General features: G+C 74.2%; 22 protein-coding genes. 10 read left to right on the top strand and 12 right to left on the bottom strand.

Features of this window, described 5'->3' with window-relative positions; translation table 11 throughout:
- Positions 1-204 precede the first annotated feature (204 nt).
- Positions 205-1,110, top strand: a complete 906-nt coding sequence (locus AB0D46_RS09505) for a glycosyltransferase family 87 protein (protein ID WP_362876707.1) — start codon at positions 205-207, stop codon at positions 1,108-1,110.
- A 180-nt stretch (positions 1,111-1,290) separates the two neighbouring features.
- Here AB0D46_RS09505 and AB0D46_RS09510 read toward each other — a convergent pair whose 3' ends face one another.
- The gene (locus tag AB0D46_RS09510; protein ID WP_362876708.1) at positions 1,291-2,937 is read right to left on the bottom strand and encodes a DNA repair helicase XPB; all 1,647 of its coding nucleotides are present in this window, start codon (positions 2,935-2,937) and stop codon (positions 1,291-1,293) included.
- 140 nt (positions 2,938-3,077) lie between these two features.
- Here AB0D46_RS09510 and AB0D46_RS09515 point away from each other — a divergent pair, with 140 nt between their 5' ends.
- On the top strand, positions 3,078-3,554 hold the full coding sequence (locus tag AB0D46_RS09515) for an N-acetyltransferase (RefSeq protein ID WP_362876709.1): 477 nt from the start codon (positions 3,078-3,080) through the stop codon (positions 3,552-3,554).
- A gap of 41 nt (positions 3,555-3,595) precedes the next feature.
- On the opposite strand, the gene AB0D46_RS09520 is transcribed toward AB0D46_RS09515, so the two are convergent.
- Together AB0D46_RS09520 and AB0D46_RS09525 are read right to left on the bottom strand one after the other, a co-directional pair.
- Positions 3,596-4,189: a DUF4291 domain-containing protein gene (locus AB0D46_RS09520; protein ID WP_362876710.1), complete on the bottom strand. Its 594-nt coding sequence runs from the start codon at positions 4,187-4,189 to the stop codon at positions 3,596-3,598.
- 221 nt (positions 4,190-4,410) lie between these two features.
- Entirely contained in the window at positions 4,411-6,882 is a 2,472-nt protein-coding gene (locus AB0D46_RS09525; protein ID WP_362876711.1) for a helicase C-terminal domain-containing protein, read from the bottom strand.
- A gap of 86 nt (positions 6,883-6,968) precedes the next feature.
- Between AB0D46_RS09525 and AB0D46_RS09530 the strand changes: the two genes are divergently transcribed.
- Together AB0D46_RS09530 and AB0D46_RS09535 are read left to right on the top strand one after the other, a co-directional pair.
- Positions 6,969-7,991, top strand: a complete 1,023-nt coding sequence (locus tag AB0D46_RS09530; protein ID WP_362876712.1) for a hypothetical protein — start codon at positions 6,969-6,971, stop codon at positions 7,989-7,991.
- Between the two features lie 189 nt (positions 7,992-8,180).
- Positions 8,181-8,834 carry an HAD family hydrolase gene (locus AB0D46_RS09535; RefSeq protein ID WP_362876713.1) on the top strand — a complete coding sequence of 218 codons (654 nt, stop codon included), beginning with the start codon at positions 8,181-8,183 and terminating at the stop codon, positions 8,832-8,834.
- A 97-nt stretch (positions 8,835-8,931) separates the two neighbouring features.
- Here AB0D46_RS09535 and AB0D46_RS09540 read toward each other — a convergent pair whose 3' ends face one another.
- Positions 8,932-9,186: a hypothetical protein gene (locus AB0D46_RS09540; RefSeq protein WP_362876714.1), complete on the bottom strand. Its 255-nt coding sequence runs from the start codon at positions 9,184-9,186 to the stop codon at positions 8,932-8,934.
- A gap of 200 nt (positions 9,187-9,386) precedes the next feature.
- Here AB0D46_RS09540 and AB0D46_RS09545 point away from each other — a divergent pair, with 200 nt between their 5' ends.
- Positions 9,387-9,770, top strand: coding sequence for a cold-shock protein (locus tag AB0D46_RS09545; protein ID WP_136225748.1), 384 nt, complete (start codon positions 9,387-9,389; stop codon positions 9,768-9,770).
- Between the two features lie 70 nt (positions 9,771-9,840).
- Here AB0D46_RS09545 and AB0D46_RS09550 read toward each other — a convergent pair whose 3' ends face one another.
- The 4 genes from AB0D46_RS09550 to AB0D46_RS09565 all read right to left on the bottom strand — a co-directional run bounded on the left by AB0D46_RS09550 (position 9,841) and on the right by AB0D46_RS09565 (position 13,436).
- Positions 9,841-10,668, bottom strand: coding sequence for a 1,4-dihydroxy-6-naphthoate synthase (locus AB0D46_RS09550; RefSeq protein WP_362876756.1), 828 nt, complete (start codon positions 10,666-10,668; stop codon positions 9,841-9,843).
- Positions 10,669-10,726: 58 nt separating this feature from the next.
- Positions 10,727-11,452 (bottom strand): futalosine hydrolase, encoded by a 726-nt coding sequence (locus tag AB0D46_RS09555; RefSeq protein WP_362876715.1) that lies wholly within the window; start codon positions 11,450-11,452, stop codon positions 10,727-10,729.
- A 13-nt stretch (positions 11,453-11,465) separates the two neighbouring features.
- Positions 11,466-11,957 carry a DUF2771 domain-containing protein gene (locus AB0D46_RS09560; RefSeq protein WP_362876716.1) on the bottom strand — a complete coding sequence of 164 codons (492 nt, stop codon included), beginning with the start codon at positions 11,955-11,957 and terminating at the stop codon, positions 11,466-11,468.
- 105 nt (positions 11,958-12,062) lie between these two features.
- A complete protein-coding gene (locus AB0D46_RS09565) occupies positions 12,063-13,436 on the bottom strand; it encodes an MFS transporter (protein ID WP_362876717.1) in 1,374 nt (457 codons plus the stop codon).
- 315 nt (positions 13,437-13,751) lie between these two features.
- Here AB0D46_RS09565 and AB0D46_RS09570 point away from each other — a divergent pair, with 315 nt between their 5' ends.
- Entirely contained in the window at positions 13,752-14,669 is a 918-nt protein-coding gene (locus AB0D46_RS09570; RefSeq protein ID WP_362876718.1) for a DUF3027 domain-containing protein, read from the top strand.
- Positions 14,670-14,719: 50 nt separating this feature from the next.
- Here the strand turns inward: AB0D46_RS09570 and AB0D46_RS09575 are convergent, their stop codons facing one another.
- Positions 14,720-15,760: a WD40 repeat domain-containing protein gene (locus AB0D46_RS09575; RefSeq protein WP_362876719.1), complete on the bottom strand. Its 1,041-nt coding sequence runs from the start codon at positions 15,758-15,760 to the stop codon at positions 14,720-14,722.
- Between the two features lie 76 nt (positions 15,761-15,836).
- Between AB0D46_RS09575 and AB0D46_RS09580 the strand changes: the two genes are divergently transcribed.
- The 3 genes from AB0D46_RS09580 to AB0D46_RS09590 all read left to right on the top strand — a co-directional run bounded on the left by AB0D46_RS09580 (position 15,837) and on the right by AB0D46_RS09590 (position 18,367).
- On the top strand, positions 15,837-16,529 hold the full coding sequence (locus tag AB0D46_RS09580) for a GDSL-type esterase/lipase family protein (protein ID WP_362876720.1): 693 nt from the start codon (positions 15,837-15,839) through the stop codon (positions 16,527-16,529).
- Positions 16,530-16,588: 59 nt separating this feature from the next.
- Positions 16,589-17,578, top strand: coding sequence for an aldo/keto reductase (locus tag AB0D46_RS09585; RefSeq protein ID WP_362876721.1), 990 nt, complete (start codon positions 16,589-16,591; stop codon positions 17,576-17,578).
- 387 nt (positions 17,579-17,965) lie between these two features.
- A complete protein-coding gene (locus AB0D46_RS09590) occupies positions 17,966-18,367 on the top strand; it encodes an MmcQ/YjbR family DNA-binding protein (RefSeq protein ID WP_362876722.1) in 402 nt (133 codons plus the stop codon).
- A gap of 95 nt (positions 18,368-18,462) precedes the next feature.
- On the opposite strand, the gene thpR is transcribed toward AB0D46_RS09590, so the two are convergent.
- Genes thpR through AB0D46_RS09605 form a run of 3 tightly spaced genes read right to left on the bottom strand, consistent with a single transcriptional unit; the run spans position 18,463 to position 20,865 of the window.
- On the bottom strand, positions 18,463-19,017 hold the full coding sequence (thpR, locus tag AB0D46_RS09595) for an RNA 2',3'-cyclic phosphodiesterase (RefSeq protein WP_362876723.1): 555 nt from the start codon (positions 19,015-19,017) through the stop codon (positions 18,463-18,465).
- A 47-nt stretch (positions 19,018-19,064) separates the two neighbouring features.
- Positions 19,065-20,402 (bottom strand): MFS transporter, encoded by a 1,338-nt coding sequence (locus AB0D46_RS09600; protein ID WP_362876724.1) that lies wholly within the window; start codon positions 20,400-20,402, stop codon positions 19,065-19,067.
- A gap of 25 nt (positions 20,403-20,427) precedes the next feature.
- Positions 20,428-20,865 (bottom strand): MarR family transcriptional regulator, encoded by a 438-nt coding sequence (locus AB0D46_RS09605; protein WP_362876725.1) that lies wholly within the window; start codon positions 20,863-20,865, stop codon positions 20,428-20,430.
- A 145-nt stretch (positions 20,866-21,010) separates the two neighbouring features.
- Here AB0D46_RS09605 and AB0D46_RS09610 point away from each other — a divergent pair, with 145 nt between their 5' ends.
- Entirely contained in the window at positions 21,011-21,193 is a 183-nt protein-coding gene (locus AB0D46_RS09610; RefSeq protein WP_266574969.1) for a ribbon-helix-helix protein, CopG family, read from the top strand.
- Positions 21,194-21,195 lie beyond the last annotated feature (2 nt).

The following is a 21,195-nucleotide window of genomic DNA, read 5'->3' on the forward strand; positions in this document are numbered from 1 at the left end:
GAGCGTGGGCGTGGGCAGGGCTGCCGCGTGGGTGTGGGCGCCGCGTGGGCGTGGTGCCGATGTGAGTGCCGTGGGACGCCGGCGGGCGGGGGGCTGTCCGGGTGGTCGTGGCCGGGCCTTCGGGACGGGGCTTTCGGCCGGGTTCCGGGCGGGCGTGGCCGGATCCCGGTGAGGGCTGGGGGCTGATCCACTAGGGTCACGCGCGTGACCCGGAGCTCCGATCCCGCCCGCTCGCCGTCGTTCCTTGCCGGCCTGCTGGTCACGGGCTCGCTGCTGGCCCTGGGCGTGCTGTGCATCGCCCTGCGCCTGCCGATGGCCGAGGCCCTCGTCCACGGCATGTCCGCCGCCGAGTGGCATCCGCCCGCCGCCTATCCTCCGTTCGCGGCGATCCTGTTCACGCCGGCCGCGTGGCTGCCGTCCGGGGTGCTGAAGGTCGTGCTGCTCCTCGGCAACGCCTGCCTGCTCGCCCTGCTGATCCTGCTCTCCTGCCGCCTCGCGGGACTGCGGGCGCGGCCCGGACCCGTACTGGCCGCCACCATCGGGGGGCTGTGGCTGGAGCCGCTGTTCCAGAACCCGGTGTCCGGTCAGATCAACCTGGCGCTCGCCTGCCTGGCCGTCTGGGACCTGGGCCGGGCGCGCAGCGCCCTCGGTAGGGGCTTCGCGTTGGGTGTCGCCGCCGGGATCACGCTGACACCGGCCGTCTTCGTCCCGTACCTGCTGCTGACCGGCCGGGTCCGGGCCGGGCTCACCGCCCTGGCGGGGTTCACCGGGACCGGCCTGCTCGGCCTGCTGGTGCTCCCGCAGGCCTCCGCCGACTTCTGGGCCCGCCACCTCGGCACCGGCACCGGCCGTGACCTCCTGCACCACTGGCCCCACCTGTGGGTGTGGACCGTACCGCTCCTGACCGCAGCGTCCGCAGCCCTCCTACGCCGCCGCGCCCGCCGCCCCGAGCCCGAACCGACCTTGGCCCCGGACCCCTTCCCGGACTCCGGGGTGCGGTCCGTTCCGGCAGACGGCGCGGCCCCGGCGGCCGTGCCGGACGGGGGTCGGCAGTCCGCTTCGGCGTCCGGCTCCGGGTCGGCCTCGAAGCGGTTCTGGCTGAGCTCGTGAACCCCGTCCGCCGATACTCCGGCATGCGTTCCGCGTCGTCCGGGACCCGAGGTCCCTGTCGCGTACGGCTCGTCGGCTTCCGGCCACCCGATGTTCGGGCGGGTGCACGCCGCGCGGTACCGGACCCGTCGGACACCAACCACGCCCGGACCCGCCCCGGCCGGGGCGGGTCCGGGGTGGTCAGTCGTCGGCCAGGAGTTCGTCGGCGTCCAGGATGCGGTAGGCGTAGCCCTGTTCGGCGAGGAATCGTTGGCGGTGGGCGGCGAAGTCCTGGTCGATCGTGTCGCGCGCGACGACCGAGTAGAACCGTGCCTCGTGCCCGTCCGCCTTCGGGCGCAGTACCCGGCCCAGGCGCTGCGCCTCCTCCTGGCGGGAGCCGAAGGTGCCGGACACCTGGATGGCGACGGTGGCCTCGGGCAGGTCGATGGAGAAGTTCGCGACCTTCGAGACGACCAGCACGCTGATCTCGCCCTCGCGGAACGCGTTGAACAGCTTCTCGCGCTGCGCGTTGGACGTCTCGCCCTTGATGACGGGCGCGTCCAGGTGTTCGCCGAGCTCGTCGAGCTGGTCGATGTACTGCCCGATGACCAGCGTCTGCTCGCCCTGGTGCTTGCGCACCAGCGCCTCGGTGACCTTCCGCTTCGTCGCGGTCGTCGCGCAGAAGCGGTACTTCTCCTCCGTCTCGGCGGTCGCGTAGGCGAGCCGCTCCGATTCGGTGAGGTTGACCCGGACCTCGACGCAGTCGGCCGGCGCGATGTAGCCCTGCGCCTCGATCTCCTTCCACGGCGCGTCGAAGCGCTTCGGCCCGATGAGGGAGAACACGTCGGACTCGCGGCCGTCCTCACGGACCAGCGTGGCGGTCAGACCGAGCCGGCGGCGGGCCTGGAGGTCGGCGGTGAACTTGAAGACCGGCGCGGGCAGCAGGTGGACCTCGTCGTAGAGGATCAGGCCCCAGTCCCGGGAGTCGAACAGCTCCAGGTGCGGGTAGATGCCCTTCCGCTTCGTCGTCAGGACCTGGTACGTGGCGATCGTGACGGGCCGGATCTCCTTGCGGGTACCGGAGTACTCGCCGATCTCCTCCTCCGTCAGCGTCGTCCGCTTGATCAGCTCGTGCTTCCACTGGCGGGCCGAGACGGTGTTGGTGACGAGGATCAGCGTGGTCGCCCGCGCCATGGCCATCGCGCCGGCGCCGACCAGCGTCTTGCCCGCGCCGCAGGGCAGTACGACCACGCCGGAGCCGCCGTGCCAGAAGCCTTCGACGGCCTGCTGCTGGTAGGGGCGCAGTGCCCAACCGTCCTCGACGAGGTCGATGGGGTGGGCCTCGCCGTCGACGTACCCGGCGAGGTCCTCGGCGGGCCAGCCCAGCTTGAGCAGGGTCTGCTTGATCTGACCGCGCTCGGAGGGGTGCACCGCGACGGTGTCCGGGTCGAGCCGGGCGCCGACCAGCGGGGCGACCTTCTTGGACCGCAGGATCTCCTCCAGCACCGGACGGTCGGTGCTGGTCAGGACCAGTCCGTGCACGGGGTGCTTGGACAGGGTGAGGCGGCCGTAGCGGGCCATGGTCTCGGCGACGTCGACGAGCAACGCGTGCGGGACGGGGTAACGGGAGAACTCGACGAGCGCGTCGACGACCTGCTCGGCGTCGTGCCCGGCGGCCCGGGCGTTCCACAGGCCGAGCGGGGTGATCCGGTAGGTGTGGATGTGCTCGGGAGCCCGCTCCAGCTCGGCGAACGGGGCGATGGCGCGGCGCGCGGCCCCGGCGAGCTCGTGGTCGACCTCCAGGAGGAGGGTCTTGTCGCTCTGGACGATGAGTGGGCCTGAGTTCACGGGAGCACCTTTCCGTTCGGCCAAACCTCCAGTGTGCCGCATGGCCAGCGGTTTCCGGGTGGTGAGGGCGTCGGCGCGGACGTGGGCGGGGCGTTGGGAACGGGCCGGCGCCCGGTCGGGACGGCGGATACGTTCCGGGTATGGATGACGATCAGCGGGGTTCGGGGTTCGTACCGGACGGCTTCGAGGTGCCGCGCGCCTTCGCCGGGGACGGGTTCCGGCTGGAGCCGCTCGGGCCGCAGCACAACGAGCGGGACCTCGCCGCGTGGAGCGGGAGCATCGCGCACGTCCGCGCGACCTCCGGGTTCACGGGCGGGTGGCCGCCGGCGGAGGGCATGAGCGCCGAGGCGAACCTCGCCGACCTGGTGCGGCACGCGCGGGACTTCGAGGAGCGACGGGGGTTCACGTACAGCGTGCTGGAGGGCGCGGGCGCGGGTGACGTCATCGGGTGCGTGTACGTGTATCCCCGCAGCGACGAGCCGGGGCGGGTGCGCGTCAGTTCCTGGGTACGGGCGGATCGGGCGTACCTGGACGCGGGCGTGCGCGCGGCGGTGGGCCGGTGGCTCCGCGAGGGGTGGCCGTTCGACGCGGCGCGGGTCGACTACGTCGGGGCGTGAGGCGGGGCCGCTGCGGGCCGGGTCGGGTGGTGGCGGGGCGGCTATGCGCCGAGGTGGGGCAGGGGGCCCGTCGGGTACGGGGGTTCGGTCGGGAGCAGGGCGCGTACGTCGTCCTCGTGGCCGGAGCGGATCAGGGTGTGGAGGCGGCGGGCCAGGGGGGTGACGTCGCGGATGGAGACCGTCCACTCGTCGGCGTACGCGCGGGAGGCGGGGCCGGACAGGCCCAGCTGGAGCGCGCGGTGGGGGAGCGGGTTCAGGTGCGGGTCGCGTTCGGGGTCCCATTGGACGCGGGCGGGGGCGGCCCTCAGCGCCCGCTGCCAGCTGGTGCGGTCCGGGTGGACGCCCCGGGCGTAGTGCGACAGGCAGGCTCCGGCGAGCGCCCGGTCGAAGCCCTCGCGGGTGATCTCGACGGCCAGTACCGTCTCCTGGCCTTCCTTGGTGGCCCAGCCGCAGCGGTACATCATCCACAGGAACGACGGTTTGATCCAGGTCATGCGGTCGCGCTTCCAGTCGGGCGGGAAGCGACCGTCGCGGGCGGCGGGTAGTCCCAGGCGCGGGGAGTAGGCCTGGTACACGGTGACGGTGGTGTCGGTGTGGGCGGCGCGGATCTGACGGGTGGGGGGTGGGGTGGGCATGTCGTCACCCTGCCGGATCGGGGGGGCGGGGGGCCGGCGGTTTTCCGGGGCGGACCGTTCCTGACGGGTGCCGCTGCGCGGGGCGTCTCCCCGCCCCGCCCTTCCTCCGTTCCCCGGGCCGAGCCCGGACCCGTGCGCGTGCGGCGCCCTGCCCGGGGGCGGCGCCTCCGGGCCCCCGCGCCTCGAACGCCGGCGGGGCTGGAATGCCCGGTGCCGGCGGGTCAGACCTGGTCCTCCGCCAGTTCTGCCACGCCCGTGATGCGGTGCAGGGCGTACGTGCGGACTTCGTCCGCCGTGTGGTCGTAGCCGGTGACGAAGCCGCCTTCCACGCGGACCGGGGCGATGACGCGTTGGCTCGCCGCGCCCTCCGCGTTGACGTAGCCGATCCACACCGCCGAGCCGGTCAGGGCCGCCGCCTGGACCGTCGCCAGGGTTTCCGCCGCGCTCGTGCGCGGGAGTTCGCCGGCCGCCGGGGGCGGTGAGCCCGCCGCCGAGGCGGGTTCCTTGCGGACCGCCGTCGCCGCGAGGTCGCCCGCGCGGATGGCCCGTACGGCCGCGCCGAGCAGCGTGGCGTCCGGGACCGGCGGTCCGTCCGGGACGGGGACCGGTGCCGAACGGGCCGGGGTGCGGTGGGCGTGGGCGCGCGCCACCAGGACGTCGCCGGTACGGGACTCCGCCGCCGGGGCGTAGCCCATCGACCGCAACCCGTCGAGCAGCGCCCCCGGTTCGGCCTGCGCGGCCAGGACGGTCGGCGCGAGGCGGCGCAGCCCGAGTCCGGCGGACCGCTTGTCGGCGAGGATCTCGTTCAGCATGCCGTCGTCGTCGCAGCGCACGTACGAGGAGGCCGCGCCGACGCGCAGGTGCCCGTGCCGTCTCGCCACGTCGTCGATGAGGTACGAGAGCGGCTGCGGTACGGGGGTGCGGCTGTGCTCGGCGAGGAAGGCGTGCAGGTCGACGGCGGTGTGTCCGGCGTCCAGGGCCCGGCGCACCGAGCCGGGGGTGAAGCGGTACACGGTCGCCCCGCCCTTGGACTCGACGTCGGCGAGCACGGCCAGGGTGTCGCCGAGCGGGCGGCGCAGCGGGCCGGGAGCGACCGCCGTCAGGTCGGCTTGGAGCAGGACGTGGTCGACCGGCTCGGGCAGCAGCGGGGCCAGCAGCGGCGCCGGGTCCCGGTGCTCCAGCAGGGCGCGACCGAACGCGCTGATCGCGCCGCGCCCGGTGACGCCGAGGACCTCCGACTCGGTCAGCGTCCAGTGCGCGAGGCGGGCCCGCAGGTCGCTGGTGCCGCGTACGGGACGCTCCCAGGCGAGCCGGTCCAGCAGCGCGTCCGGGTCGGGTGAACCGCCCTCGGGCAGCTCGGCGATGAGGTCCAGGACGCGGCGGCGCACCTCGGGCGCCGCCGACCGGTCGAGTTCGGGGCCGAGCGTCGACAGGGTGCGCCCCTTGGCGTCCTGCTCGCCGACGAGTCCGGCCGTGCGGGTGGCCGGCAGCCAGGCCGCGGCCAGGACCGACCACCGTTCGGCGGGCGGCAGTTCGCACCAGTCGTCGAAGGCGGGGGTCGGCGCGTACCGCTCGTCGGCCTCGCCGTCGCTCGCCAGCAGCCCGGCCGCGTAGGCCAGTTCGATCCAGAACGCGGCCGACGGCTCGGTGGTGTCCAGCAGCGTCGCCGCCCGCTTGAGGTCCCGTACGGCGAGCCCGCCGGCCCGCAGGACGGCCGGCCCGGCGTGCTCCCAGGACTTCACGAGTTCCTCGACGGTGTCGAGGGCGGCCAGCGCCTGACCGGCCGCGTTCGCGTCCACAAGCTGTGGACGGTGCTCGCGGCGCGCGCCGACCGGCGGCGCCAGCGGGGCGGTCAGTCGGTGCGCCAGGCCGCCGCGCAGGTGCAGCGCCACCTCGCGGGGCAGGACGACCGTCCGCGCCGAGGCGGGCAACAGCAGCCCCCGGTCGCGCAGCCAGCGCACCGGCGCCGTCGGCTGCGGGGTGACCTCCCCGTACGGCGGCCCCCACACGAGCCGCCCGAGGACCTGGTGGGCCTCCGCCGGGGCCTCGTCCAGCAGCGCCGACATCCGCTCCGGGTCGGTGAACAGGCCGGTCAGGGCGGTCACGGCGGACACCGCGTCGTGGGTGGCGGGCAGCCCGAGGGCCGCCACGATCTCCTGGATCCGCGTCGGCGACATGCCGGCCGTCGCCTCGGACACCGTCGGCCCGAGCCCGGTGGGCGAGGGGCGCTGCGCGGACGGCGCGAGCAGTTCCCGGGCGGTGCGCACCAGCCGCAGCCGGTCCTCGTCGCCCCACACCAGGGCCTGGTCGCGCAGCGTGCCGAGCGCCCGGGGCAGTTCGACGCGGGCGGCCTCGTTCTCGCCGCCCGTCAGCAGCGACTCCAACACCGGGTACGGGCACGGGTCGGGCGCCACCGCGAGCGCTTCGGCCGTCTGGAGGGCGAACCGGTCCAGCCGGTCCAGGGCGCGCACCACCGACGCGCGGGTGCCGGCGCGGGTGGCCAGCTGGGTGACGTCGCCGGGCACCGGGTTCAGCAGGTCCGGCCGCGCGTGCAGCAGGGCCGCGAGCCCCACGTCGTCACGGGCGCGCAGCGCCTCGGCGAGGGAGCGCGGGGCATTTCCCGCAGCGGTGCTTGCCTCGGGCACGGTGGTCGCCTCCTGGTCGCGCCGGCCGGTCCGTCGGCCGGTCCCCATCCGGTCAACGGTATCCGTTGCGCCGACGGCCGCTCCACGGGCGCACGCGCTACCTTCGGGGCAGGCGGGACGTGAGGAGCCGGGGCGTGGGGATCGAGAGCGACCATCTGGTCTACGAATATCTGAGCCGGGTCGGGGACTTGGCGCAGCGCCGGCAGCTGTCGTCGGGTGACCGGATGCGGTTGGTGTCGGGGCTCCGGGACGAGATCGACCGTCGGCGCGCCACGTACGAACCGGAGACCACGGCGGCCGTACGGGGCATCCTGGACCGGCTCGGCACGCCGGAGGAACTCCTGGACTCGGTGGGCCGACCGGCCCGCACCGCCGGATCCGGGTCCGCCCGGACGCCCGCCCCGACGGTCGCGCCGCAGTCCGTGCCCGTCCAGCGCGGGCGGCTGCGCCGCGAGCCGGCCCCGCAGCCGGCGGAGGAGCCGCGGAACGTGCCGCCGCACCTGGCCGGTCTCGACGAACTCGGCACCCCCGACGGCGTGGAGCCCGACTGGTGGCGCGTCGGTCCGGGCGCGGCGTCGCTCGGTTCGGGGCCGCAGGTCGACGGCTTCGCGGGCGGCATCGAGTTCCCGGACTTCCTGCGCCGACCGCCGGGCGAGGACGACGCCGAGGAGGGCGCCGGCGACGCGGCCGGCCCCGCGGCACCGGCGGAACCGTCACCGTCCCGCACGCGCCGGGCCGTACGGGTCCTGCGGGCGCGGCGGGAACGCCGCCGGCAGCGGGAGGCCGCCGCGGCCGCCCCCGAGGCGGTGGCACCCGGCCGTACCCGCCCCCACGCGTTCCTGCTGCTGGCGGCGGCCCTGCTCGCCGCCGGGGCGCTCACCGGGTACTGGATGCTGATCGCCCTCGGCTGGCTGGTGGCGTACGGGTCCCGCGTGCTCGGGCCGTCCGAACGCAAGTGGGTCGTCTTCGGGCTGCCCGGCGGGTTCTTCACCGCGGCGGTGCTGTGGCTGTGGGGGCGGCGGGTGGGCCGTTGGGGCGAGGAGCTCGCCGATGACGGGATGGGCGCCGCGTTCCAGGAGCTGTGGCCGGGCGTGATCCGGTGGGCCGCCGTCGCGACGGCGCTGTACCTGCTGTGGCGCGCGCGCCGGCGCCGGTAGCCGCCGGTGATGCTTGGGTCCGCCACGCATCGATGTGTGGTTCTGCCACGTAGGTCGGTGGGGCGTTGGAGAACGTCTGGAATGGCGCCCGAGGACGTGGGGTGGAATGTGCCGGGATTTCATGGTCTGGAAAGCGAAAGCCAAGCCCACGTTCCGTTTAGTTGGACCTGCCTCGGCACAATGGGAGGCATGACCTCCGACCCCCACACCAAGATCCAACCCGCCCCCCTGACGGTCGGGTTCGACCTCGACATGACCCTCATCGACTCCCGTCCCGGCATCCGGGCCACCTACCGGGCGCTGTCCGCGGAGACGGGTGCCTTCATCGACGCCGACGAGGCCGTCACCCGGCTCGGGCCGCCGCTGGAGGAGGAACTCGCGTACTGGTTCACCGACGCGGAGATCCCCGCGATGCGGGACCGCTACCGGGAGATCTACGTAGACCACGCCATCGAGCCCACCCCCGCGATGCCCGGCGCCCGCGAGGCCATCGCCGCCGTCCAGGCCCTCGGCGGTCGTGCCATCGTTGTCACCGCGAAGAACGAGCCCAACGCCCGCCACCACCTGGAGCACCTCGGCATCGAGGCCGACGCCGTGATCGGCTGGCTGTGGGCGGAGGCCAAGGCGGAGGCCCTGCGCGAGTACGGCGCGCAGGTCTACGTCGGCGACCACGTCGGCGACGTGCGCGGCGCCCGCACGGCCGGCGCGCTGTCCGTGGCGGTGCCCACCGGCCCGTGCTCGGAGGCCGATCTGCGCGCCGCCGGCGCGGACGTCGTCCTCGCCGACCTCACCGCGCTGCCGCAGTGGCTCGCGGAGTACGACCGAACGCGCGCGGCGGCCTGAGGCGCGCGGCGGCCCGAGGCGCACGGCGACGCCGAGGGGCACCCGCGGCGGGCGAGGCACCGCGGCCGGCGACCGACCGCGGCCCGTACGGCATCCGTCAGGCGGCCTGGGACGCCCGGGCCGCCTTTCGCTGCGCCGCGGCCGAGCGGAACACGCCCGCCGCGGAGATGGCGAAACCGACGCCCATGAGCATGCACACGGCCCACGCGTACGACGGGAACGGATCGGTGCCCAGGAACAGCGGGGCCATCGTCACGACGGTCGCCACGGCGCCGGCGATGAACACGATGCCGCCGGCCTTGACGAGTCCGTCGCCGGGCCGGGCATCGTCGGGAAGAGGAGTAACAGTCACCCGACCAGGGTAGTTCCCTGGCCGACGCGGTGAACCGGAAGGACGGCGGAAGGGCCCCGGGGAAGGACCGGGGAACGTCTTGTCTCCCGTTTCTGGACCACTAGCCTGGAGGAGGCGGGTCGAAGGACCTGCCGCACTGCTATCCGGAGCCGAACATCGCGGCCGACCGGACCCGACGAGCACAAGGACAGAGGACGGACGTGCCTACCGGCAAGGTGAAGTGGTTCAACAGCGAGAAGGGCTTCGGCTTTCTCTCCCGCGACGACGGCGGCGACGTCTTCGTCCACTCGTCGGTGCTCCCCGCCGGGGTCGACGCCCTCAAGCCCGGCCAGCGGGTCGAGTTCGGCGTCGTCGCGGGACAACGCGGTGACCAGGCACTTTCGGTGACGGTGCTCGATCCGGCGCCCTCGGTCGCGGCCGCGCAGCGCCGCAAGCCCGACGAGCTCGCGTCGATCGTGCAGGACCTGACGACGCTGCTGGAGAACATCACGCCCATGCTGGAACGCGGTCGCTACCCCGACCGGGTGCACGGCACGAAGATCGCCGGACTGCTCCGCGCGGTGGCCGACCAGCTCGACGTCTGAGCCCGCGTCCGACCCCGGTGCCCCGCCGCTCGTACGAGCCGCGGGGCACCGGCGCGCGCGGCCCGGGACGCTACGGGAAGACGAGCGCGTCCGCGGGGATGGCCGGAACAAGACCCTCGGCTGCGGCCCTGGTCAGCAGCCCGCGGACGGCCGCGTAGCCGGCGTCTCCCAGGTCCGCGGTGAACTCGTTGACGTACAGCCCGATGTGCTGGTCGGCGACCGCCGGATCCAGCTCCTGCGCGTGCGCCCGTACGTACGGGCGGGACGCCTGCGGGTCCTCCCACGCCATCCGGACCGACGTGCGGGCCGCTTGGGCCAGCGCCCGCAACGTCCCGGCGCCCAACGAACGCTTCGCGATGATCGCGCCGAGCGGGATCGGCAGGCCCGTCGTGGACTCCCAGTGCTCACCCATGTCCGCCAGGCAGTGCAGCCCGTAGTCCCGGTAGGTGAAGCGGGCCTCGTGGATGACCAGTCCGGCGTCCACCCGGCCGTCCCGGACGGCCGGCATGATCTCGTGGAACGGCAGCACGACCACCTTCCCGACGCCCTCGGGCAGCACGTCGGCCGCCCACAGCCGGAACAGCAGGTAGGCGGTGGACCGTTCGCTCGGCACGGCCACGGTCTTCCCGGCCAGGTCCACGCCCGGCTCCCGGGTCAGCACCAACGGGCCGCAGCCGCGCCCCAGGGCCCCGCCGCAGGGCAGCAGCGCGTACTCCTCCAACACCCACGGGAGGACGGCGTACGACACCTTCAGCACGTCCAGCTCGCCGCGCTCGGCCATGCCGTTGGTGACGTCGATGTCGGCGAAGGTGACGTCCAGGGCGGGCGCCCCCGGCACCCGGCCGTGCGCCCACGCGTCGAAGACGAACGTGTCGTTCGGGCAGGGCGAGAAGGCGATCTCCAGCGTCGAACGGTCGCGGTCGCGGTTGTGGTCGTGGTCACGGCCGAGGTCACGGTCACCGGTGCTCATGGCGTTCTCCCCAGTTGACGAGTACGGGTCCCAGCGCGCGGAAGCCGTCGGCGAGTGCGGCCAGGGCCTCCCCGATGCGCCAGGCGGAACGGTCGCGCGGCCCGACGGCGTTGGACACGGCACGGACCTCCAGGACCGGCAGCCCGTGCGCGGCGGCGGCCTCCGCCACCCCGAAGCCCTCCATGGCCTCCGCGCCGGCGAGGGGGTGCCGGGCGGCGAGTTCGGCGGCGCGGGCCGCGGTCCCGGTGACGGTCGACACGGTCAGCACGGGGGCGAGCAGCGCCCCCGTGGCCTGCGCGGCGGACGCGGCCAGTTCGGCGGGCGGCAGGTGCACGCCGTGACCGAAGCCGAGTTCGGTGACGCTGAGGAACCCGTCGGGGGTCGCGGCGCCCAGATCGGCGGCGACGAGCGCGTCGGCGACCACCAGCGAGCCGAGCGGGGCGGCGGGCGCGAACCCGCCGCCGATGCCGGCGGAGATGACGAGGGAGTAGTCGGCCAGCGCGAGCGCGGTGGCCGTGGCGGCCGCGGCGGCGGCCGGGCCGACCCCGCCGACGAGCACGTCGACGGCGAGGCCCGGCAGGTCCCGGCGGGTGATGAGGTACCCGCCGGGCAGGGTGCGCGGCTCCGGGGTGACCGGGTCCGGATGAGGGGTGAGACCGGCGGCCGCGGATTCGGCCTCCGCGGCCACCGCGGTCACGACGAGCGCGCGCACGGGATGCCGCCGGCTACTTGAGCTTGAGCTTGAACGACCAGATGGCGAGCGGCTTGCCGTCCTTGCCCACCTGGACGAAGCCGAGGACCTTCGAGGCGGGGGCCTCGCCCTGGCCGCCGGTCGCGAAGACGTCGGCGCCCTGGAAGCTGCGGTAGGTGTTGGAGGACGGCTCGGTGATCGGCTGTCCGTCGAGGACCGCCTGCCACTGCCTGCCGTCCTCGACGACCTCCGGCTCGACGCCGAGGCGCAGCGTGTCACCGCGGCCGTACTCGATGGTCTTGGCGTTCTTCAGGTTCGTCAGGCACTCCTGGACGCGGTCCATGGAGAGGTCCTTGCCGTCGGCGCGGCAGTCGGACTCCGCGGAGACGGTGGAGGTGCCGACGGTCACGGTCGCGAGCGGGGTCGGCTTGTCCCCGCAGGCGGAGAGGAGGAGGAGGCCGGCGGACACGGCTCCGAGGGCCGCGACGCTGCGGCGGGCCCTACCCGGGATAAGCGGTGCGGTCATGAGCCGAAGGCTATCGGGCCGGTGGGCCGCGTTGCTGCATGGGGTCCTGCGGGTCGGCTCCGCCGGTGTCGGTTTGCCCCGCGCGGCGCCGTCGCGGGAGCCCCGTCAGGCCACGCGGGGGTGGGTGGTGCCCCTGGGATGGGGGGCGAGGGCGCCGCGGAGGGCCATCGTGGTGCCCGCCGCCACGACCGTGGCGGCCACGGCCATGCCCAGGACGCCGTTCAACGGGAGGACGATGCCGATCGCGCCGCCCAGCACCCATGCCATCTGGAGCAGGGTTTCCGAGCGGGCGAAGGCCGAGGTGCGGACGGACTCCGGGATGTCCCGCTGGATCATCGCGTCCAGGGACAGCTTCGCGAGGGCCTGGCAGAAGCCGGCCGTCGCGCCCAGGACCGCCACCATCGCCCCGCTGAACAGGACCGCGGAGATCACCGCCACGCCGAGCGTCAGGCACAGCACGGTCGCGATGATCGCCTCCGGGGCCCGGGCCCGCAGCCACGCCCCGACGGCCGTGCCGCACGCGTTGCCCAGGCCCGCCGAGACGCCGACGACCGCCAGCGACACCGCCGCGCTCTGCCCGGCCAGCGGGTGCTCCCGCAGCAGGAACGCGAGGAAGAAGATGAGGAAGCCCGACAGGCCCCGCATCGACGCGTTGGCCAGCAGCCCGCACAGCACCGGCCGGCTGATCGTCCGCAGGCCCGGCCGCCGCGAGTGCGCCTCGTGCGTGGAGAGCCGGGCGCGGGTCTCGCCCTTCGCGTCGTCCACCTTGTGCGGCAGTTGGAACGCCGCGAACGTCCCCCACACGAAGATCGCGCAGGCCCCGTACAGCGGCCAGGGCGGTCCGATCGTGTGCAGGCCGGCCCCGATCGGCGCGGCCGCGCCCGTGGCCAGCAGGCCCGCCAGGGTGACCCGGGAGTTCGCCTTGACCAGGGAGAACCTCGGTGGGAGGAGGCGGGGGACGACCGCGCTGCGGACCACCCCGTACGCCTTGGACGCCACCAGCACGCCCAGCGCCGCCGGGTACAGCTCCAGGCCGCCCGTCGCCACGGCGCCCGACATCATCAGCGCCAACAGGGCCCGCGCCAGCATCGCCGCGGCCATCGCCGCCCGCCTGCCGTGCGGCAACCGGTCCAACAGCGGGCCGATCACCGGGGCCAGCAGGGTGAAGGGGGCCATGGTGATGGCCAGGTACAGGGCCACTCGGCCGCGTGCCTCGTCCGTGGGGACGGAGAAGAACACCGTCGAGGCCAGCGCCACCGTGATCATCACGTCGCCGGCGCCGTTGATGGCGTGCAGTTCGATCAGTCGGCCGAGGCCCGATTCGCCCGCCCCCTGCGCGTGCGTGGCCCGTCGGATCCCGCGCGCCGTACCGGTGATGGGCAGGTGCAGGGCACGCCCGACAGCCCGGCCGGCCCGCTTGGCCGGTCCCGAGCCGTCATCGGACGACCGTGCGGGTGCCACGTGGCCATAGTGCCCCACTCGGCCCTCCCGGACCCCTCCCGGCACGTCCGGGGTGCCGGCATCGTCCGCGAATCGGACCTCGCATGTGGGACGAAGGCTCCGGAGGAGGTAGCGTGCGTAGCGCGCCACCGGCGGTTGCTCTTGGCCGCGCGCCTCTTCGCGATCCCGCAGAATGGATCGCAGTGGGGTGCGCCCGAGGCCGATCGGGCGCGGACGTCGACGCGGCCCCCTGGTCCGCTCCGCCCGCGCTGGGTACGGACGAGACCGACGGGTCGTTGTGGACGACAGTACGGACGGCGCACTCGTGAGACGGCGTAGGAGAGAACGAGACCTGTGAGTGCTGCGACGACGCGAAGCCGTACCCCGCGTACCCCCGACCGCGTGTGCGCCGAGGCGGTAGAACTCGCCCGGGCGGCGGCCGAGGAGGCCGCCTTCCCCGGCGTGGTGGGCGAGCACGTCTCCGTCGTGGCGGAGGGCGACCGGGTCGTCACCCACTTCTTCGAGTGCAAGGAACCCGGCTACAGGGGCTGGCGCTGGGCGGTGACCGTCACCCGCGCCTCCCGCGCCAAGAACGTCACCCTCGACGAAACGGTGCTGCTCCCCGGCGACGACGCGCTGCTGGCCCCCGAATGGGTGCCGTGGAGCGAGCGGCTGCGTCCGGGTGACATGGGCCCCGGCGACCTGCTGCCGACCGACGCCGACGACCTGCGGCTGGAGCAGGGCTGGTCCGACGAGGACGCCCCGCCGCCGAACTCCGTCGTCTCGGAGGAGATGGCCGAACTCGTCGAGGCCGAGGACGCCGACGTCACCGAGCGGGTCGTCGTCCCGGCGCGCGGCTCCATCACCTCGGTCGCCGAGGAACTGGGCATGCGGCGCGCCCGCGTCCTGTCGCGGTACGGGCTGCACAGCGCGGCCGACCGCTGGGACGAGTCCTTCGGCGCGAAGACCCCGATGGCGCAGGCGGCGCCCGCGTCGTGCGTGTCCTGCGGGTTCCTCGTCAAGATCGGCGGCTCGCTGGGGCAGGCCTTCGGGGTCTGCGCCAACGAGTTCGGACCGGCCGACGGCCGGCTGGTCTCCCTCTCGTACGGCTGCGGCGGCCACTCGGAGGCCGCCGTCATGCCGAAGCCGCTGCGGCCCGCGCCGCCGGTGCTCGACTCGATGGCGACGGACGAGTTCCCGCTGCGCCCGGCCGCCGACACCGGCTCGGTCCCGGCCGCGGACCTCGCGACGTCCGACCTCGGCCACTCGTAGGGCGTACGCGGTCGCCCCCGGCCCGTGAACGGGAAGGGGGCCGCCGCCCGTCAGTCCTTCGGGGTGCGCCGCAGCAGGCGCTTGGCGCCGAACACCAGGGCGGTGCCCACCACGAGGACCAGGGCGCCCTTGGTGAAGCCGCCGTCCTGTCCGGCCGGGTCGCCGGCCTGCGGCGGGGAGCCGGGACGGCCGGAGGCCGCGTCGGACGGGGCGGGTGCGGAGGCGGCCGGGTCCGCCGCGGAGGAGCCGTCGTCCGGGGTCGCCGGGACCGCGATGACCCGGCTGCCCGCGCCCTCCGAGCCGAACATCAGCGTCTTGCCGTCCGCCGTGTACGTCACCGACTCGGCCTGCCCCTGGAACGGGGCGCTCACCCGGGTGCCGGCGCCCTGCGGGCGGCCGTCCTTCCACGGCCAGGTGCGGGCCGTGAAGTAGCCGCGCAGCGTGAGCCGGCCGCCGTCGGGGGAGAACGCCCCGTCCGTCACCCAGGGCACGTCGGCGACCCGACGGAACACGTTGGTCCCGCCGGCCGACAGCCGTTCGGGTCCCTCGTACAGGCCGGCCGTGCGCTCGTGCTTGCTCGCGATGTACACCCGGCCCGTCACCGGATGGACCATCAGGGCCTCGGCGTCGCGCGGCCCGTCGGCGTACGTGACGGTGAACTGCTCCGCCTTCACCGTGGTGTCGGCGAGCCGCTTCGGCTCAGGGAAGCGGTAGACCCACACGTGGTCCCAGGTCCCGTCGCGGTTGTCGCCGATGTCACCGACGTACAACTGCCCGTCGGGCCCCACGGAGATCGCCTCCACGTCGCGGGGCGTGCCGATCCCGGTCAGCGTCACCCGCGCCACGGTCCTCCCCGTCGCCGCGTCCACCCCGTACACGTACGGGCCGTCGTCGCTGTCGTTGTGCGTCCAGTACACGCCCGGGTGCAGCCTGCTCGCCGCGAGGCCGCTCGATTCGCGGATCCGCGGGTCGGTGATCGTGAACCCGGCCGCGCCCGGGGTCTCCGCGGCGAGGGCCGCCGTCGGCAGCACGGCGAGGGCGGTGACGACGGTGACGGCGAGGGCGGCGGACGGCCGGGGGAGCAGGCGCATCCCCCAAGCCTGCCGGCCCGTCGCGCGTGTCCGGCGTCACAGGGGTTTCCGTCACGCGATCCGCGATGATGACCGGATGCGTTTCATGTTCGTCGGCGACTCCATGACCATCGGACGCGCCGGCGACTACACCTGGCGCTACCGGATGTGGCAGCACCTGTGCGCCACCCTGGACGGCCCCTTCGAGATCGTCGGCCCGCGCACCGCGCTCCACGACCCCGCCACCGAGGCGGCCACCAGCCGCGCGTACGCCGCCCCCGACTTCCCGGAGCACGCCCGCCGGCACCTGGCCGGCTGGGGCGAGGGCTGGCAGCACATGGCGCCCCTCGTCGGGCCCGCCGCGGGCGCGGGCGAGGTCGACGTCCTGCTCGTCTCCCTCGGCCTGATAGACCTCGGTTTCTACACCGAGGCCGACGGGACCGCCGCCAACGTCCGCCGCTTCGTCGCCGCGGCCCGCGCCGCCCGCCCCGGCATCCGGATGGTGCTGCTGCCGGTCATCGCGAACGTCCGGGCCGAGGACGACGCCCCGTTCGCGGCGCAGGTCGTCCGCTTCAACGAACTCCTCGCGAAGGCGGTCGCCGACCTGTCGACGGACGCCTCGCCGATCCTGCTGGCCGCCCGCCCGCAGGGGTACGACATCCGCCACGACACCTACGACGGCACGCACCCCAACGCCTCGGGCGAGCACCGGCTGGCCGGCGAGTTCGCGGCCGTCCTGCACCAGGCATGGGGCCTCGGAGGCCCCTACCGGCCGGCGGACGGGCCGTAACACGCCCTTCACGGCGGGGGCTTGCCTGGAGCGCACTCGAAGCAGTTGGCTAGTGCCCCATGAAGTACACGCAGCTCGGACGCACGGGCCTCAAGGTCAGCCGCCTCGTACTCGGAACCATGAACTTCGGCCCCCAGACCGGGGAACCGGAGAGTCACGCCCTCCTGGACTCCGCCCTCGACGCCGGCATCAACTTCGTCGACACGGCCAACGTGTACGGCTGGGGCGAGAACAAGGGCCGCACCGAGGAGATCATCGGAACCTGGTTCGCCCGGGGCGGCGACCGCCGGGAGAAGACGGTCCTCGCCACCAAGGTCTACGGCTCCATGTCCCGCGAGGGCGAGACCTGGCCCAACTACGACCGGCTCTCGGCGCTGAACATCCGCCGGGCCGTCGACGCCAGCCTCAAGCGGCTCGGTACCGACTACATCGACGTCTACCAGTTCCACCACGTGGACCGGCGGACCCCCTTCGAGGAGATCTGGCAGGCCGTCGAGGTCCTGATCCAGCAGGGCAAGATCCTCTACGCGGGCTCCTCCAACTTCCCCGGCTGGAAGATCGCCCAGGCCAACGAGACGGCCGCGCGCACCGGGCGGCTCGGACTGGTCAGCGAGCAGTGCCTGTACAACCTCGCCGAGCGGCGGGCCGAGATGGAGGTCATCCCGGCCGCCGAGGCGTACGGGCTCGGCGTCATCCCCTGGTCCCCCCTGCACGGCGGCCTGCTGGGCGGCGCGATCCGCAAGGCGGCCGAGTCGGGGCGCACCGCGTCCGGGCGGTCGGCGGACGCGCTGAACAACAGCACGGTCCGCGGGCAGGTCCAGGCGTACGAGGACCTGCTGGCCAAGCACGGCCTGGAGCCCGGCGAGGTGGCCCTGGCGTGGCTGCTGACCCGCCCCGGGGTCACCGGCCCGATCGTGGGCCCGCGCACGCCGGAGCAGCTCGCGTCCGCGCTGCGGGCGGTGGAGCTGGAACTCCCGGAGGAGGTCCTGACGGGCCTCGACGAGATCTTCCCCGGCCCCGGCCCGTCGCCGGAGGCGTTCGCCTGGTGACGGGTGGGGCGGTCCGTTCGCCGGGGGTCCGGGGGTGGTCCCCCGGGCAGGCACAGCCCCGGCCCGGGCCCGTCGCCGGAGGCGTTCGCCTGGTGACGGGTGGGGCCGTCTGTTCGCCGGGGGTCCGGGGGTGGTCTCCCGGGCGGCACAGCCCCGGCCCGGGCCCGTCGCCGGAGGCGTTCGCCTGGTGACGGGCGGGGCGGGGCGACGGCCGGTTACTGGCCGACGGCGGCCGCCACGGCGACGACGAGGAACATCAGCACGAGCACACCGGCCATGACACGGTTTCTGGTCTTGGGATCCACCCGTCGAGACTAACGCGGCGCCGGCCGACCCCGCGTACGGCCCCCGCCCCCACGGGCGGGGGCCGTACGGGACACTGCCGTCATGGTGACCGTGGAGGACGTACGGCGGCTGGCGCTCGCGCTGCCGCGCACCGAGGAACACCTCGTGCGGGACCGGGTGAAGTTCCGCATCGGGCGGATCGTCTACCTCGCCCTGTCCCGCGACGAGACCGAGCTCGGCTTCGCCTTCCCCAAGGAGGAGCGGGCGGCGCTGGTCGCCTCCGAGCCCGGCACGTTCAGCCTGCCGGGGGCCGGGGACATGCGCTGGAACTGGGTCCACGCCCGGATGGCCGCCCTCGGCCCGACGGAGCTGGCGGAGCTGGTCACCGAGGCGTGGCGGATGTGCGTACCGGCCCGGGTGGCCCGCGAGCACCTGGCGGGCGGGGCATCGGGGGAGGCGTCGGACCCCGCGCGGGGTGGTGGTGTCGGGGGCGGGGAAAGGTGAGCCGGTGAGGCCGAAGGCCGTGGCGCGGTGGTGGGCGCCGGAGTGGTGGGAGGACGCCCGCCCCACGATCAGGCCGTCGAACGGGACGCCGCCGGTCAGGGGGACAGCGGCCAGGCCCGTACGACCTCGTAGCGGGGCCGTTCGCCCGGTACGCCGCTCACGGGCAGGTTGCTCCGCACCAGGCTGAGGGTGTCGACCCGCCAGGGGGCGCCCTCGAAGCCGGCGAGGGCGTCGAGGCAGGGCTGCAGGTCACCGCCGGCGCGGCTGCGGGCCAGGGTCAGGTGCGGGGTGTACCGGCGGTGCTGCTCCATCGGGACGCCGGCGCGGCGGGCGGCGGCGTCGGCGCGTTCGGCGAGCAGGCGCAGCGTGTCGAGCCCGCCGGCGGCGCCGATCCACAGGGCGCGGTCGCCGAAGTGCCCGGCGCCGTGCAGGCGCAGCGGGAACGGGGCGGTGCGGGCCGCGGCCCGGCCGAGCCGCTCGTACAGGTCGGGGAGCACTTCGTCGCGGACCTCGCCCAGGAAGGCGAGGGTGAAGTGCCATCCCGCCTCGGCGGTCCAGCGCAGTCCGTCGGGTCGGGGGGCCGCCGCGAGGGCCGCGCGCAGTTCGGCGGCGGCCCCGGCGGGGGGCAGTACGGCGGCGAACAGCCTCATGCCCCCGACCCTAGGGCCGGGAGCCCGTACCCCGCCCCCCGGCCGGGTCACGCGGCGGTGGCGAGTTCGCGGCGCGGGGCCGCGGGGACGAAGGTGACGCCGCGGCGGCCGACCCGGAGGCGGAGGTTGCCGATCCGGGACAGGACGAGGGCTATGGCGAGCGCGGCGACGAGGGAGATCAGGCCGCCGGCGGCCATGCCGACGCGGGCGCCCCAGGTGTCGGTGATCCAGCCCAGCAGCGGGGCCCCGAGGGGGGTGCCGCCGGTGAAGACCATCATGAACAGGGCCATGACCCGGCCCCGCATCTCGGGGTCGGTGGCCATCTGGACGCTGGAGTTGGCGGTGACGTTGACGGTCAGGCCGAAGACCCCGATGGGCACGAGCAGCGCCGCGAACAGCCAGAACCCGGGGGCGAAGGCGGTCACGGTGAGGAGCGCGCCGAACAGCACGGCCGCCGTCACCAGCAGTCGCAGCCGGGAGTGGCCGCGACGGGCGGCCAGCAGGGCTCCGGCGAGGGAGCCGGCCGCGATGAGGGTGTTGAACAGTCCGTAGGTGCCGGCGTCGCCGTGGAAGACGTCGCTGACGAACGCCGACAGCCAGATCGGGAAGTTGAACCCGAAGGTGCCGATGAAGCCGACGAGGGCGATGGGCCAGATCAGCTCGGGTCGGCCCGCGACGTAGCGCAGTCCCTCGCGCAGCTGTCCCTTGGCGCGGGGCCGCGGTGCGACGGGGTGCAGGTCCCGGGTCCGCATCATGAGCAGGCCGGCGATGGGCGCGGCGAAGGACAGTCCGTTCAGCAGGAAGGCCCAGCCGGAGCCGACGGCGGTGATGAGCACACCGGCGATCGCCGGGCCGACCAGCCGCGCGGACTGGAAGTTGGCGGAGTTCAGGCTGATCGCGTTGGCGACCTGGTCCGTGCCGACCATTTCGGGGACGAACGTCTGGCGGGCCGGGTTGTCCACGACGGTGATCATGCCGAGGAGGAAGGCCGCCAGGTAGACGTGCCAGACCTGGACGTGTCCGGCCAGGGTGAGGACGGCGAGCGCGATGCCGGTGAGGCCCATGGCGCTCTGGGTGGCCAGCAGCAGCGGCCGCTTGGGCAGCCGGTCGGCGAGGACGCCGCCGTAGAGGCCGAACATCAGCATCGGCAGGAACTGCAGGGCGATGGTGATGCCGACGGCCGAGGCGGAGCCGGTCAGCGAGAGGACCAGCCAGTCCTGGGCGATGCGCTGCATCCAGGTGCCCGTGTTCGAGACGACCTGGCCCGTGGCGAAGAGCCGGTAGTTCCGGATCTTCAGCGAGCTGAACATGGAGTTCTTGCCCGCGGGGGTGGTGGGGGTGGATGTGTGGCCGGGTGCGGAGTTTGCTCCGGTTCCCGTACTCAAAAGCGTTCGCCTCCAGGCGTCGTTCCTACAGGTGCGCGAGCTTCTCCAGGACGGGAGCGGCCTCGCGGAGCTTGGCCCATTCGTCCTCGGTGAGCTCGGCCGCGAGCCCGGCCAGGAAGGCGTTGCGCTTGCGACGGCTCTCTTCGAGCATCGCTTCGGCCACCTCGGTCTGGCGGACCACCTTCTGGCGGCGGTCGTCGGGGTGCGGCTCCAGCGTGACCAGTCCCTTGGCCTCCAGCAGCGCGACGATGCGGGTCATCGACGGCGGCTGGACGTGCTCACGGCGTGCCAGCTCACCGGGGGTGGCATGGCCGCAGCGGGCGAGGGTGCCGAGCACCGACATCTCGGTGGGGCTCAGCGACTCGTCGACGCGTTGGTGCTTGAGGCGCCGGCCCAGCCGCATGACGGCGGAGCGGAGATCGTTCACGGCGGCAGCGTCGTCGCCGTGGGAAAGGTCATGCATGTCCTTAGAGTAACTCATTACTCTCCCTAAGGAACACCGGGGGGAGGGAGCCGTGGGACACACCGCACGGATCGAGTCACTCGTACGGGTGAGCCGGCGGCGGAAAGCGACCCGCGTCCGCACCCTGTGGCCCGACTCTTTCGGCATGGGGACACATGTGCTGAGCATGCGCATAGACGGGGAGCTGCTGGAGCGGCTCCGGCACCATGCCGCCAAACGCGGAATGAGCGTCCAGGACTATGTCGTCCGGACGCTCATTCGCGATGACTTCGACGAGCGGTTCAAGACCGCGGTCGACGAGACGGAGAAGTTCTACGGCCTCACGTGAGG

This window comes from Streptomyces sp. NPDC048383, from assembly GCF_040651775.1.
Taxonomy (GTDB): Bacteria; Actinomycetota; Actinomycetes; order Streptomycetales; family Streptomycetaceae; genus Streptomyces.

What these genes read in the sequence shown, in the direction of transcription:
- AB0D46_RS09515 (WP_362876709.1), top strand. Translation starts at nt 3,078, where the DNA reads ATGGATGACGATCAGCGGGGTTCGGGGTTCGTACCGGACGGCTTCGAG.
- AB0D46_RS09520 (WP_362876710.1), bottom strand. Translation starts at nt 4,189, where the DNA reads ATGCCCACCCCACCCCCCACCCGTCAGATCCGCGCCGCCCACACCGAC.
- AB0D46_RS09525 (WP_362876711.1), bottom strand. Translation starts at nt 6,882, where the DNA reads ATGGGGACCGGCCGACGGACCGGCCGGCGCGACCAGGAGGCGACCACC.
- AB0D46_RS09535 (WP_362876713.1), top strand. Translation starts at nt 8,181, where the DNA reads ATGACCTCCGACCCCCACACCAAGATCCAACCCGCCCCCCTGACGGTC.
- AB0D46_RS09560 (WP_362876716.1), bottom strand. Translation starts at nt 11,957, where the DNA reads ATGACCGCACCGCTTATCCCGGGTAGGGCCCGCCGCAGCGTCGCGGCC.
- AB0D46_RS09575 (WP_362876719.1), bottom strand. Translation starts at nt 15,760, where the DNA reads ATGCGCCTGCTCCCCCGGCCGTCCGCCGCCCTCGCCGTCACCGTCGTC.
- AB0D46_RS09580 (WP_362876720.1), top strand. Translation starts at nt 15,837, where the DNA reads ATGCGTTTCATGTTCGTCGGCGACTCCATGACCATCGGACGCGCCGGC.
- AB0D46_RS09585 (WP_362876721.1), top strand. Translation starts at nt 16,589, where the DNA reads ATGAAGTACACGCAGCTCGGACGCACGGGCCTCAAGGTCAGCCGCCTC.
- AB0D46_RS09590 (WP_362876722.1), top strand. Translation starts at nt 17,966, where the DNA reads ATGGTGACCGTGGAGGACGTACGGCGGCTGGCGCTCGCGCTGCCGCGC.
- thpR (WP_362876723.1), bottom strand. Translation starts at nt 19,017, where the DNA reads ATGAGGCTGTTCGCCGCCGTACTGCCCCCCGCCGGGGCCGCCGCCGAA.
- AB0D46_RS09605 (WP_362876725.1), bottom strand. Translation starts at nt 20,865, where the DNA reads ATGCATGACCTTTCCCACGGCGACGACGCTGCCGCCGTGAACGATCTC.
- AB0D46_RS09610 (WP_266574969.1), top strand. Translation starts at nt 21,011, where the DNA reads ATGGGGACACATGTGCTGAGCATGCGCATAGACGGGGAGCTGCTGGAG.